Genomic DNA, 13,061 nt, shown 5'->3' on the forward strand with positions numbered 1-13,061 from the left:
CAAAAGAACTAGCTGGAGCTTGTAAAAAGCTCAGGCTAGTTCTTTTTGGTTATGCAATGTATTCAGCAAAATTATAAGTAGTTGAAATATGGTGTCAGCATCGGTTCAACGGCACCTGTATCAGGAGTAAGGTCCGCTTTGCCCTCAATGACTATTTTATCCGCCATAACAAAGCCATTCAGCTGACAGCCTTCACAAATAGTTACCATCCCTTTCGCCAGCACCAACGCCTGTGCCAGCCTCGTGCCAGCACTCAGCTTGATATTACCATTTTCGCTGATAAGCACCAAACGGTCCGGGTAATAAGAGCCTTTGGCAGTAGTAATCGAATAAGGATTTACTATCATCGTCGGACCATGCAGGCCTTCCCTACCCAACAAGAGAGAGTTGTTATTCTTCAGATAGTAAAAGCGGGCACTGAGGCCAACTTCCGCCACCGCCTTCTTATTCAGTACACTAGGACATTTATTCCGCAAAAAGCTCATCTGCGGCAGCCTTACTTCTTCTATGCTTGTATATAACGCTGCCTGCTGCAGATATTCGCCGCCTGTCAGAGAGCGTCCTGCAAGGACGCCCTTAGCTGCCAGAGCCTGCATTTGCGGACCAAAGCTCACCCTGATACGATGCAGCCGCTGTACTGCGCCAGCATGATTAGCGGCTGCTGCTGTTACCTTCAGGTAATCTATAAATCCGTCTGAGCTGTAAATGCTTTCACTTGTCACCGTCACCGGTTCACTGTCCGGCTGCAGCTCGCCCTCATAGCAAACCTGCCTTCCTGGCGGCCGCGGCTCCTGGCCAATAGCCTGTAATACTGAGCTGCACAACAGCCTTAGCTGCTGTTCCCGCAGAAAATCCTTCTCTGATTCATAACCCCTGACTGCATAAAGCAGGCTTAGCTGAGCACTGAGTGCCAAAAGCAGCGCCGCCAGCAGGCAGGGAAGTGATATGCTCCCCTTAACGCTATATATCATCTGCTATCCTCGCATTATAACAAATAAGATAACGCTTCACCTGCAGTTGACGGCCATTCCTGCTCAGATTAAAGCTTATGCACAAAAGCTGCGGCGAGCAACGCTGCAGCTGCCAGCCAGTAACGCCCACGCCCTCCAGGGAAACCGGGTTTACACCAATGCCGTTATTTTTAGACGTCTTTTTGTACAAACCCTGCTTTTCGCTGTAAATAGTAACACGTTTGCAGGCATCAACCATCGTACAGGTTATCTGGCCATTCTCCTGCAGTCTGATGACTCGCTGTGCATCATAGCAGATAATCTTTTCCAGCTGCGTCAGAATATGACGTCTTGCTTCCTGCAGCTGCAATTCATCCTGCAAGCGCCCAAAGCTATGGGCACTGGCTCCTGTTGCTCTAAAAACGAGCATCGCCAGTACTACTGCCAGCAGAAGTCCCATCAGCATTTCCAGCAACAGATAGCCTCTCTGCCGTCGGCATCGCCCGTATAAGCTTAACCTTGACCTTGCCATGTGCTGCCTGCACCTCCTGCATCACTAAACCATCTATACTGCCAGCTTCCAGCTTTTGTGTCACCACAAACCTGCCATTGTACTCCTCGCCTGCCAACACCTGCTGTACAGCAAGCGTAGCCTGCTGCAGCTCCCTGCTTTGCTGCAGCAGCCAGCTGCTGCGGTAAAAGCACTGCACCGCTGAAGCAAGTAATAAGGCCGTCAGGCAAAAGCACACCAGCTCCTGCACCAGACAAAAGCCTCTGCTATTTTTCATAAACAGTCACCCTGCCTGTAACCGGCTGAACTGACAGCAGAAAATACACGCCAGGAAGCTGCTGATGCTCCAGGCTATAGCCACCACTGACACTAGGACTGCCATTTTCATCATAGCTTAACGACTTCATATGTGCTTCGCATGTCAGACTGATTGTCGGCTCTAACCTTACGCGCTTCCAGACCTTCTTCTCACGGTAAATCCTGTAACCATGCTTGTCATTACCGCTTACTTTCAAAGTATAAAGATAATTTTCCGGCTGAAATATCGTGCGCTGCTGTATCTGTCTGATGTCAGCAGCCAACAGATAGGCAGCATAGCGCATCTGCTGCTTATAGTACTGCCGCTGCAGCATCTGGCTACCAGGGTAGAGCATTACAAAAAATGTTCCCAAACACCATATAGCCAGCAAAAGCTCCAGTAATAAATAGCCGCCAGCCTTATGATTCACCGCTAACAGCTTTGCTGCCCGGGGATGTTACGGCCTCACCCTTGCTGTTTTTTCCGCTGAGGGTATAGCTACCGTCGGCTGTATTAGGTGTATAGGTCAAGGCTTCGCCCTTGGCATCCTTGAATTCCAGCTTACCGCCAAGATATTCGCTGTCTAGTGTATTCAGCTCTGTCGGCACAGTACCTGCATCCATTTTATACAGCTGAATGGCCTGGTCTATAGTTACCAGATCATTTTGCAGACGGGCATTCTTCACTCTGTCATTAGCACCTGAAAGTGAAGGCAGCAGCATTGTCGCCATAATGCCAATCAGAGCGGCCGCCGCCACCACCTCAATCAAAGTAAAGCCACCTTGTTTACGCATTGTCTTTAACACTATCGCACCTCCTGAATTTACTCCGGCATTGCCGAAAGCATCTCAAATAGCGGACCGATAATTATGCAGACGATTCCCGCTATGATAATCGCCGCCACCAGAAGCAGTAATGGCACGAGCAGCTCCTGCAGCCTGCCAAGCTGCTGCTGCAAACGCTGCTCCCCGGCTGTTACTGCTTCCTGCAGCATCTGCGGCAGATAACCTGTAGACGCGCCCACGCACACCAGCTCCAGCATCAGCGCTGAAAAAAGCTCCTTGGCGCCGCCTGCAGCCTGCTCAATAGCAATGCCGCGCTGCAGCCTGCTGTTCAGCAGGCGCAGCTGCTGTGCATATTGCTCATCATCTATGGTATCTGTCACAATTGCTACCGCTCTTGTTATGCCAACACCGCTTTCCAAAAGCAGAGCCAGCAATCTGCAAAAGCGTACTTCTAATAAAAGGCCATGAAAATTACCGCTCAGACGACTGCGTAAAAACCAGCGCAACAGCTTGCGTCCCATTAGCAGCAGAATGCCTGTTAGCGCTGCCGCACAGAGCACCGCCAGTAACGGCTGCTGCAGCAGACCGTCCTTCAGCGCCAGCAGCAAAGCTAACGTACCAGTCGGACGCACGCCCATAGCGCTGTAGGTATCGGCAAGCACCGGCAGGATATACAGCAAAAACAGCAGCAGCACGCCAACGGAAGCTACCAGCAAAAATACCGGATAGGTCACAGCCCGTTGCACAAAACGCCGCAGTTGCAGTTGCCTGCTGTAATACACAGCAAGCTGCTCCAGCAACGTGGCCAGCTCACCGCTCTCCTCGCCCACAGCCACCAGTGTAACTGCCAGGTGACTGCAGCAGTAAGGTTCTGCTGCTAAAGCCTGCGCCAGGCTGCTGCCACGACGCAGCCTTTGCTGCAGGCGATAGCAAAGCAGCATCTGCTTAGCGCTGCCATGCTTTTGCAAAAGCTGCAGCGCATGCAGTAGCGGCAAGCCGCTGCGCAAGATAACTGCTAACTGACGGTAGAAGCTGATTTGCTCCGCTAGGCTCACGCCTCCTCTAAGCTTAATTTTCATCACCTCCACATAGCCGATTATAGTCTATTAGCGAATTTTCTGTCTAATTTGTTTTGTCACATATGTGAAATCTGTGTGATATGGGAAAATCTTTTTTCGCAAGCAAAAGAAAGACTCTGCAAGCCTCATATTACAAGACTTACAGAGTTTTTCTCAACTGATTAATTTCCTGAAAATTATCTTCAATTATAATGTTCAAAGCAGTCTAAGCAAGAATATTTTGCTCATGACTATGACGAAACCAAACGCAAGCGCTGATGCCGAAAAGAATCACACCGGCTACTACAAAAAGGCTTTGCAACGGCGCAAATGTAGCAATAGCTCCGCCAAGTAAAGGACCTACCATGGAACCGAACTGCTGAGCACTGAACATAAAGCCAAAAACGCGTCCGCGCTGGTCGGTAGTTGTATTGCTGGCCAAAACCGCACTCAGCGAAGGCTGAATACCGGCACAGCACAAGCCATAGCAAAAATTGCAGACACAGAACAAAAGCAGTGTCTGTGGCATTGCCGTCACCGCACTCATCAAGCCAGAAAGCAGCGTAGCAGCGCACAACGCTTTATAAAAGCCGTGCTCCTGTCCGAAGCGTCCCCAGCTCGGCGCAGTAATAGCACTGGCAATGCCTACGAGCGAAAAGGCCACGCCGGAAAGAAACATAATGTTGCCCTCACCATGATTCAGCTCTGCCACATAAAGGCTCAAAATCGGCTGAATCAGCAGGATAACCATCTGAGCTACAGCAATGTAAATCAGCGTTTCACGAATTACAGGTTGCTGTAAAAGCTGTACCTGCGGCTTGACCGCAAGCTTTTTCGGCTCCGCCTTCGGCGGCTCGGGAATGTAGAACATAAATACCAGCGTAATAATCGTCAGCAACCCACCTGCAACGAAGAATGAAGCACGCATGCCAAACAGTGTTGCCAGCGAACCGCCGACCAGCGGACCGATGACATTGCCACAGGTCAATCCCGCCTGCATAATGCCCAGGCTCACGCCCAGCTTTTCCATCGGCACCAGACTTGTAGCAATCGCCAGGCATGCGCTCCACAAGCCTGCAGCAAAGCCCTGCAGCACACGCACGCCAAACATCTGCTCCGGCGTAGTTACTATGCCACCCAAAAAGTACGACAGAGCCAGGCCTGCACCCGCACGCACCGCCATCATCTTTTTGCCACGCGTATCAGCCATTTTACCCCAGATAGGCGCCATGATACCGCCAATCAGAAAGGTTATGGAAAAAATCGCGCCGTTCCACATTTTTACATCGTCTGCGCTCACTCCCAGTTCGTTCATCAGATACATCGGCAAAAAAGGAATAAGCATGGTATAGCCTGCAGCCATCAATACGACATTAGCCGTAAGGATAGCTAGAATTAGCTTCCAGTTTTTCATAAAATCCACCTCAAAATAAAAATAAAATCATACAACAGTAGAAAAATATTATAACGCTAATGGCGATTTTGTGCAAATAAAAACGCTCCAATAATAGACTGCTTGCATAAGAAAATTACACTTAGGTAATCGAATATTGCCGCAATGCTGGACAAATTATAGAACAGTATCAAAACAGAACGCTGAAACCCGCTTGCCTAACGGATTTTCAGCGTTCTGTCTGTTTTTGGAGGAGAAAATATGAATTTGCTTAAAAAGCAAATAGCAGCTTGTTTAAAAGTAGAGGAGCTAACCAATGCACTTAAGGAAATTGTCAAGGTCAAAGGTCAAGGCTGCAATGCAAAATCAGGAAGGGACGATATACATTGGTTAGCCATCACTAACTTCACGATTATTGTAGCACATATTTCTACAGTTAGCAATAGCTAATTTTAATTTTTTTATTTTTTTTTTCGCGATTACCGCTGCGTGCAAAAAAACAACGCAGTCACGTTGCCGTTTTACGGAATACGTAACTGCGTTTAAGCTTGCACTTATTTTATACTTCCGGCTTGTTCTCGTCGGCAGCTTCCTTAGCCTGCTCCTGCTGCAGCAAAGCCATAAACTGCTCACCGGTAATAGTTTCCTTCTCCAGCAGGTACTGTGCCAGTACATCCAGCTTATCTCTGTTGTCCTGCAAAATCGTGCGTGCCTTTGCGTGAGCCTCCTTTATCAACGCCAAAACCTTGGCATCAATCTTGCCGGCTGTAGTTTCACTGCACTGCAGGGCAGCGTCACCGCCCAGATAACGGTTGGCCACAACCTCGGTAGCCATCATATCAAATTCTTCCGTCATACCAAGACGTGTTACCATGCTGCGTGCCAGCTTTGTAGCCTGCTCAATATCATTGGAAGCACCGCTGGTAATGCTGCCGAAAACAACCTCCTCGGCACTGCGGCCGCCGGTCATGGTTACAATCTTGTTGAACAGCTCTTCCTTGGTCATCAGCACGCTGTCATTTTCGCTGATTTGCATGGTGTAGCCTAAAGCGCCGTTAGTACGCGGAATAATAGTAATCTTGTGTACCGGAGCACTGTGCTTCTGCATAGCAGCAACAAGTGCATGGCCAATTTCGTGGTAGGCAATAACCTTTTTCTCTGCGGGAGAAATTACCGCACCCTTACGCTGATAACCGGCGATAACGGTTTCAATGGATTCCTCCAGATCTTCCTGCTCCACTACGTTACGATGCATTTTTACAGCTCGCAACGCACCCTCGTTGATAATGTTGGCGAGCTCTGCACCGCTGGCTCCGGCTGTTGCCCGCGCCAACGTGCCATAGTCGATATTCTCTGCCATACGCACGTTACGTGCATGAACCTTCAGGATAGCCTCACGGCCTTTCAGATCCGGCAGCTCAACAGGAATGCGGCGGTCAAAACGTCCCGGACGCAGCAGCGCCTTATCCAGAGATTCCGGACGGTTGGTAGCTGCCAGAATAACTACACCCTTGCTGCCGTCAAAACCGTCCATTTCGCTCAGCAGCTGATTCAAAGTCTGCTCGCGTTCATCATTGCCGCCGAACTGGCCGTTATCACGGCGTTTGCCGATGGCATCGATTTCATCGATAAATACTATGCAAGGTGCCTTTTCCTGCGCCTGCTTGAACAAATCGCGCACACGGGCAGCGCCCATGCCGACGAACATTTCTACAAATTCACTGCCGCTGATGCTGAAGAACGGCACCTTAGCTTCGCCTGCTACCGCACGCGCCAGCAAGGTTTTACCTGTACCAGGAGGACCAACCAGCAATGCACCCTTCGGCATATTAGCACCGATATCCTTGTACTTGCCGGGATTATGCAGAAAATCAACCAGCTCCATCAGCGCTTCTTTGGCCTCATCCTGACCTGCTACATCGGCAAAGCTCTTGCCTGTCTGCGCTTCCACATAAACTTTGGCATTGCTCTTGCCGAAGCTCATGGCGTTACCGCCCATGCGCTTGCCCATGAAGTACATAAATAACTGTCCCAGGCCAAAGAAAATCAGAATCGGCAGTACCCAATTGGTGAAAAAGGTTACCAGAGGACTTTGTTCCTTAGGCACAACCTGCGTAAATTCTACCTTACTCTTCATCAGGCGGTTGGCCAGCTCTGGGTCCTCCACCCTGCCGGTAACATAAATTTCCTTTTCGTTGTTCTTATCAACCGCAGCCAGACGCTTATCGGTAATTTCTACCTTAGATACCTTGCCTTCATCCACCATCTGAAGAAAATTATTATAGGAAACCTCCTTCATTTTCGGGTTGAAGAACATTGGCATGATTACGGAATTGAATACCAGAATCAAAACCAGCATCAGCATATAATAATACGTCAATGGCCGTTTTTTATCATTGTTATCGTTCATCATTTCATCTCCTCGCTATGCTTTATAAGTATTATTGTATACCTATTTATAGCAATAAACAAACGAAAAAAATGTGAAGCTGATTGTATCGTCAACACAAAAAGTGTTAAAAAATCACACTCTCCTCGTCCCCTGCAAGAATACTTGTATACATGCGTCCTATCCCTTGAATTTACATGGCGTTTTCTATACAATTAGCATGTAACTATCTAAGGAGGTCAAACTTATGCCTAAAATTAATACAGTTTTAGTTGCTAACCGCGGCGAAATCGCCATCCGCGTTTTCCGCGCCTGCAACGAATTAGGAATCCGTACTGTTGCTATATATTCCAAGGAGGACACCCTGTCCCTGCATCGCAACAAAGCCGACGAGGCCTACATGGTAGGCGAAGGCAAAAGTCCGACCGACGCTTATCTTGATATCGAAGACATTCTGCGCGTAGCCAAGGAGCACGACGTAGATGCCATCCATCCCGGTTATGGCTTTTTATCCGAAAACAGCAATTTAGCTCGCCGCTGTGCTGAGGAGGGACTGATTTTCATCGGCCCCCGTCTGGAGCACCTGGTAATGTTCGGCGACAAAATCAACGCCCGTAAACAGGCCGAGCTGGCAGGCATCCCCATGATTCCCGGCAGCAAGGGTACAGTAAACAGCCTCGATGAGGTACTGGCCTTTGGTGAAAAATGCGGCTATCCTATCATCATTAAAGCAGTCAACGGCGGCGGCGGCCGCGGTATGCGCGTTGTTCACAGCGCCGAAGAGGCTGTAACTGCCTACGATATGGCTAAAAGCGAAGCTAAAAAAGCCTTTGGCAATGATGAAATATATCTGGAAAAATATCTGCAAAATCCGAAACACATTGAAGTACAGATTATCGGCGATACCCACGGCAATTTAATGCATCTGTTCGAGCGCGACTGCTCCGTACAGCGCCGCCACCAGAAGCTGGTTGAAATTGCTCCGGCCTTCGCTCTGCCTATAGAACAGCGCAAAGCTATCTGCGACGCTGCTGTCAAGCTGATGAAAAATGTTGACTACATCAGCGCCGGCACCGTAGAATTTTTGGCTACGCCTGACGGCAAGTTCTACTTCATCGAGGTTAATCCCCGCATTCAGGTTGAGCACACCGTTACCGAGCAGATTACCGGTATAGACATTGTGCAGACACAAATCAAGATTGCCGAGGGCTACAACCTGCATGGTCCGGAAATCGCCCTGCCGCAGCAAGATGATCTGACCACTATCGGCCATGCTATCCAATGCCGTATTACCACCGAGGACCCGTCCAACAACTTTATGCCGGATACCGGCAAGCTGATTACCTACCGCAGCGGCGGCGGCTTCGGCATCCGTCTGGACGGTGGCAACGCCTTCACCGGTTCCGTCATCACTCCGTATTACGATTCTCTGCTGGTTAAGGCTACCACCTGGGGCCTCACTCACCAGATTGCAATTACCAAGATGCTGCGCTGCTTAAAAGAATTCCGTATCCGCGGCGTTAAGACTAATATCAAATTTTTGGAAAATGTACTGCAGAACCCGCATTTCATCAAGGGCGATTACACAACCGACTTTGTTGACAATACACCGGAGCTGTTCGTCTTCGAAAAAACACTGGACCGTGGTAATAAGCTGCTGAACTATATTGCTGATATCACCGTCAACGGCTATTCCAACGTCGGCGTACAGCCGAAGCCGAACTTCGCACCGCTGAATATGCCCAAACCCTACAACGGCATTCTGGCGCTGGGTGCCAAGCACGTTCTTGATACCCGCGGACCTGAAGGTCTGGCTGAATGGGTACTGGCACAGCAGGAGGTTCTGCTCACCGACACCACCTTCCGTGATGCGCATCAGTCCCTCTTCGCAACCCGTCTGCGTACTGCCGATATGCTGCGCGTTATGCGCGACACCGCCGGCAAGCTGCCCGGACTTTTCTCCTTTGAATGCTGGGGCGGCGCTACCTTTGACGTAGCCTATCGCTTCCTCGATGAAAGCCCCTGGCAACGTCTGGCACAGTTCCGTCAGGCTGCTCCGAACATTCTCTTCCAGATGCTGCTGCGCGGTGCCAACGCCGTAGGCTATACCAGCTATCCGGATAATGTTGTTAAGCAATTCATTAAGCTGGCAGCCAAGAATGGCATCGACGTTTTCCGTATCTTCGACAGCCTCAACGGTCTGGACAATATGCGCCTGTCGATTGACACCGTCCGCGAATGCGGCAAGGTAGCAGAGGCAGCACTGTGCTACACCGGTGATATTCTCGACTCCAACCGCGATAAATACGATTTACATTATTACATCAATATGGCTAAGGAACTGGAAAAAGCCGGTGCCAACATCATCGCCATCAAGGATATGGCCGGCCTGCTGAAGCCGGAAGCAGCTTACCGCCTTGTAAGCAGCCTCAAATCCTATGTCAACGTGCCTATTCATCTGCACACCCACGAGGGCAGCGGCAACGCTATCTACACCTACGCGCGTGCAATTGATGCCGGCGTTGATATCGTAGATACTGCTATGAGCGCTATGAGCAACGGTACCTCCCAACCCAGCGGCAGCAGCCTGTACTACGCTCTCAGCGGCCATCCGCGCCAACCGCGTCTTGATGTAGACGCTATGAACGAGCTGTCCCGTTATTGGGAAACCGTGCGCCCCTACTACAAGGCAGCCGACAGAACCGAAAACTTCCCCAACCCCGAGGTCTACGTACACGAAATGCCCGGCGGACAATATACCAACCTCAAACAGCAGGCACAGGCTCTGGGCCTTATCCATCGCTGGGAGGAAATCAAGGATATGTATCACCGCGTATCCATGATGTTCGGCGATTTAATCAAGGTTACTCCGTCCTCCAAGGTTGTCGGTGATATGGCACTCTTCATGGTGCAGAACGACCTGACGGAAGAAGATGTTTACGCTAAGGGCGATATTCTCGACTTCCCGGCCTCCGTCGTAGAATTCTTCGAAGGACGCATCGGCACTCCATACCAGGGATTCCCCGAAAAGCTGCAGAAGCTGGTGCTCAAGGGACGTACTCCTATCAGCGAGCGTCCGGGTGCAGTACTGCCTCCGGTAGATTTTGAGGATGTGCGCGCTAAGCTCAAGGAGCTGGATGCACCTACTACGGACGAAGCAGTCAGTGCTTACTGCCTCTATCCTAAGGTATTCATCGACTGGGTAAACCGTTACAACCAATTCGGCGATGTATCAGTTCTCGATACCCCCACCTTCTTCTTCGGCATGACGCCGGGCGAGGTTATCAAGGTTGAGATTGAACAGGGCAAAGTGCTCGTTATCAAGCTGGACCACATCTCCGAAGCCAACGCTGCCGGTATGCGTACCGTCTTCTTCGAATTCAACGGTCTGCCGCGTGAAATCGAAATCAAGGACCGCAACGCCAAAACTACCACTGTTACCCGCAAAAAAGCAGAGAAAGGCAACATGGGTGAAATCGGCGCTTCCCTTTCCGGCTCCGTTGTCAAGGTGCTGGTAGAAAAAGGCCAGTCCGTTACCAAAGGCACTCCGCTGATTGTTACCGAAGCAATGAAGATGGAAACCACGCTTTCGGCACCGATTTCCGGTATCGTCAGCGCTATCCATGTAGCTGCAGGCGAACGCGTAGAAAGCGGCGACTGCCTCCTGGAAATCAAAACGCAAATGTAAAATTATATATGCTTAAATTAAGGCTGCTGCCGTGGCGGATTTCCGCCACTACGGCAGCCTTGTTTTTTTTGCTGGTCATTATTTTTGCTCTATGTTATGATATAGTTATTCTTTGCTTTTTTAAGAACAGCATTATTTGCTGCAAGACATATTTTATTACGAGGTGAGCACATGAAACAGACAATCTATCAATTCGTAAACAGCCATCTGGACGAGCATGGCCGCTTTACAGCTACTGACCTGTGCGATGACCGCTACGCCACCATTCCCCGTCCCCTTGGCTCCGAAGATGCCTTTCACTATACAATGGGCAACCTGCCCAATCCCAATTCCGCCAGTGTGCTGCTCAAGCTTCTGCAAGCTTATATGCAGGAGCCTACAACCCAGCAACGCAGCAGACTGTACAATGAGCTGAAGGGCATGGCCTTCGCGGAATATTGCGACCCCTTTATTGAAGCCTTAGACCAAAATGACATTAACGCCGTAGCCTATGACCTGGCGCGCCGCTTTTTCTACAACGCAGATGGACGTGAGCAGGTAAAATTTGCTATCTTGATTTTCGGTATGTACGGCATGGAAAAAATTTGTCATCAGAATCAGGAGCTTTGGCAGGATTTGCTGCGCATAGCACACTGCGAAGAATTTACCTTCGCCTTTTTATATGCCTGCCGCATAACTAATTTTAACCCGCAAAACGCTATTTGGGAGCTTATCCACTGCACCAGCGGCTGGGGTAAGGTTTTCAGCATTACCGACTGCCACTGCCGTGATGAGGAGGAACGCCTCTGGCTGCTGCAAAACGGACCGGACATCGACGTAGAATATCCACCGCTCTCCGTAAAATTCATCCGCGAAACACATTTGGAAGAACTGGTAGCGCAACCGCTCAGCTACGAAAATTATAAAAATGCAATTTTCATCGTAGGCAATTATCTGGTTATGCTTAACCACTTCCCAGCAGAGGTAATTGAAGAGCAGTTCAATATCAGCGACATCCATCTGAACAAGCTGCTTACCTGTCTGCTTGACCAGGCTGAAGCGCATGTCAGCAAGCCGGAAGACGTGCTTGATTTAATCAGCTATGTTACAACACTGCAGGACCTTTGCAAAGAACAGAATCATATGCAGTTGACCTTCAACCAATGTCAGGAGCAGATTGCAGCCTGCGAAAAAATCATCTACAGCAAGGACTGGCAGCCAGAAATTGACAGCGATTTAATCAAGGACGATAAGCTTGATTATCAGCTGTGCAATCTGGCAGTAGAGCTGGATATAGACGTATGGCCAAGGCTTTTTGATTTTTGGCTGGCACATCCGGATGAAACACCTCTGTTCCCCTACCTGCTTTCCTACGAGGGTGAAGGGCGTTCCGAGCGTGTGCTGCGGCAAATTGAAGCAGATCTGCCACGCTACTGCGTAGAGCAAAACGACCTTATGGTACCGCTGCGCTATCTCAACACACATCCCGGCCAGAGTGATGCCATTATCTGCGCTGCCTTGGAATCCATCTTCGATTTGCCACGTGGCATAGCCTGCGGCATCATCGATGACTGGGGCCAGGAATTCATCACGCCTGCCATCCGCCACTCGCTGATTAAGGCACGTCAGCTCAGCAACAATGAGGTGGTCACTGCACGCATAGACAGCCTGCTGGCAGGCAAACACTTTGACATAGGCAAATTTCTCAACAAACGCAAATAAGCCGACTGCTATGCAAGGTTATTGTTTAACTTATATAGTTATTGTTAAGAAAAGCTTTCTTCGCACAAAGTAAAACCGGTTTCCTACTGGCTTAAAAGCCTGGGAAACCGGTTTTTTATATGCACTTATTTACTTTTTTAGCCGCAATAGCCATGCGGATGGCCCTTGTGCCACTTCCAGGCGGTGCTGATAACCTCATCAACACTGCTGTGCTGCGGCTCCCAGCCAAGCTCCTCGCGAATCTTTGCCGAAGATGCAATGAGCACTGCCGGATCACCGGCACGACGC

At 49.8% G+C, this 13,061-nt stretch carries 11 protein-coding genes and 1 pseudogene; 3 read left to right on the top strand and 9 right to left on the bottom strand.

The genetic code is table 11. The features are described 5' to 3' along the window. Nucleotides 1-71: 71 nt before the first annotated feature. The 7 genes from BN587_RS00690 to BN587_RS00720 all read right to left on the bottom strand — a co-directional run bounded on the left by BN587_RS00690 (nucleotide 72) and on the right by BN587_RS00720 (nucleotide 5,016). Entirely contained in the window at nucleotides 72-971 is a 900-nt protein-coding gene (locus tag BN587_RS00690) for a hypothetical protein (protein ID WP_021719250.1), read from the bottom strand. Further along, nucleotides 961-1,425, bottom strand: a complete 465-nt coding sequence (locus BN587_RS00695) for a hypothetical protein (RefSeq protein WP_303684766.1) — start codon at nucleotides 1,423-1,425, stop codon at nucleotides 961-963. Before BN587_RS00695 ends, BN587_RS00690 begins: the two co-directional genes overlap by 11 nt. Next, nucleotides 1,367-1,738: a hypothetical protein gene (locus BN587_RS00700; RefSeq protein WP_044483876.1), complete on the bottom strand. Its 372-nt coding sequence runs from the start codon at nucleotides 1,736-1,738 to the stop codon at nucleotides 1,367-1,369. Before BN587_RS00700 ends, BN587_RS00695 begins: the two co-directional genes overlap by 59 nt. Next, nucleotides 1,728-2,189 carry a hypothetical protein gene (locus BN587_RS00705; RefSeq protein ID WP_044483877.1) on the bottom strand — a complete coding sequence of 154 codons (462 nt, stop codon included), beginning with the start codon at nucleotides 2,187-2,189 and terminating at the stop codon, nucleotides 1,728-1,730. Before BN587_RS00705 ends, BN587_RS00700 begins: the two co-directional genes overlap by 11 nt. Then, the gene (locus BN587_RS11260) at nucleotides 2,179-2,565 is read right to left on the bottom strand and encodes a type II secretion system protein (RefSeq protein WP_021719254.1); all 387 of its coding nucleotides are present in this window, start codon (nucleotides 2,563-2,565) and stop codon (nucleotides 2,179-2,181) included. The genes BN587_RS00705 and BN587_RS11260 overlap by 11 nt, the downstream gene beginning before the upstream one ends. A 17-nt stretch (nucleotides 2,566-2,582) precedes the next feature. Next, entirely contained in the window at nucleotides 2,583-3,623 is a 1,041-nt protein-coding gene (locus tag BN587_RS00715) for a type II secretion system F family protein (protein ID WP_021719255.1), read from the bottom strand. A 205-nt stretch (nucleotides 3,624-3,828) separates the two neighbouring features. Then, a complete protein-coding gene (locus BN587_RS00720; protein ID WP_021719256.1) occupies nucleotides 3,829-5,016 on the bottom strand; it encodes an MFS transporter in 1,188 nt (395 codons plus the stop codon). A gap of 240 nt (nucleotides 5,017-5,256) precedes the next feature. Between BN587_RS00720 and BN587_RS00725 the strand changes: the two genes are divergently transcribed. Continuing rightward, a complete protein-coding gene (locus BN587_RS00725) occupies nucleotides 5,257-5,445 on the top strand; it encodes a hypothetical protein (RefSeq protein ID WP_021719257.1) in 189 nt (62 codons plus the stop codon). A gap of 109 nt (nucleotides 5,446-5,554) precedes the next feature. Here the strand turns inward: BN587_RS00725 and ftsH are convergent, their stop codons facing one another. After that, complete coding sequence (gene ftsH, locus BN587_RS00730) at nucleotides 5,555-7,405, bottom strand: ATP-dependent zinc metalloprotease FtsH (RefSeq protein WP_044483878.1); 1,851 nt, start codon at nucleotides 7,403-7,405, stop codon at nucleotides 5,555-5,557. Between the two features lie 226 nt (nucleotides 7,406-7,631). On the opposite strand from ftsH, the gene pyc reads away from it, so the two are divergent. Beyond that, nucleotides 7,632-11,072, top strand: coding sequence for a pyruvate carboxylase (gene pyc / locus BN587_RS00735; protein WP_021719259.1), 3,441 nt, complete (start codon nucleotides 7,632-7,634; stop codon nucleotides 11,070-11,072). Between the two features lie 171 nt (nucleotides 11,073-11,243). Further along, complete coding sequence (locus tag BN587_RS00740; RefSeq protein ID WP_021719260.1) at nucleotides 11,244-12,773, top strand: hypothetical protein; 1,530 nt, start codon at nucleotides 11,244-11,246, stop codon at nucleotides 12,771-12,773. Nucleotides 12,774-12,910: 137 nt separating this feature from the next. Here BN587_RS00740 and BN587_RS11630 read toward each other — a convergent pair. Then, nucleotides 12,911-13,061, bottom strand: a pseudogene (locus tag BN587_RS11630) (UDP-glucose 4-epimerase); the annotation flags it as partial.

This window comes from Phascolarctobacterium succinatutens CAG:287 (assembly GCF_000434895.1).
Taxonomy (GTDB): Bacteria; Bacillota; Negativicutes; order Acidaminococcales; family Acidaminococcaceae; genus Phascolarctobacterium_A; species Phascolarctobacterium_A succinatutens_A.

What these genes read in the sequence shown, in the direction of transcription:
- BN587_RS00690 (WP_021719250.1), bottom strand. Translation starts at nt 971, where the DNA reads ATGATATATAGCGTTAAGGGGAGCATATCACTTCCCTGCCTGCTGGCG.
- BN587_RS00700 (WP_044483876.1), bottom strand. Translation starts at nt 1,738, where the DNA reads ATGAAAAATAGCAGAGGCTTTTGTCTGGTGCAGGAGCTGGTGTGCTTT.
- BN587_RS00715 (WP_021719255.1), bottom strand. Translation starts at nt 3,623, where the DNA reads ATGAAAATTAAGCTTAGAGGAGGCGTGAGCCTAGCGGAGCAAATCAGC.
- BN587_RS00720 (WP_021719256.1), bottom strand. Translation starts at nt 5,016, where the DNA reads ATGAAAAACTGGAAGCTAATTCTAGCTATCCTTACGGCTAATGTCGTA.
- BN587_RS00725 (WP_021719257.1), top strand. Translation starts at nt 5,257, where the DNA reads ATGAATTTGCTTAAAAAGCAAATAGCAGCTTGTTTAAAAGTAGAGGAG.
- ftsH (WP_044483878.1), bottom strand. Translation starts at nt 7,405, where the DNA reads ATGAACGATAACAATGATAAAAAACGGCCATTGACGTATTATTATATG.
- pyc (WP_021719259.1), top strand. Translation starts at nt 7,632, where the DNA reads ATGCCTAAAATTAATACAGTTTTAGTTGCTAACCGCGGCGAAATCGCC.
- BN587_RS00740 (WP_021719260.1), top strand. Translation starts at nt 11,244, where the DNA reads ATGAAACAGACAATCTATCAATTCGTAAACAGCCATCTGGACGAGCAT.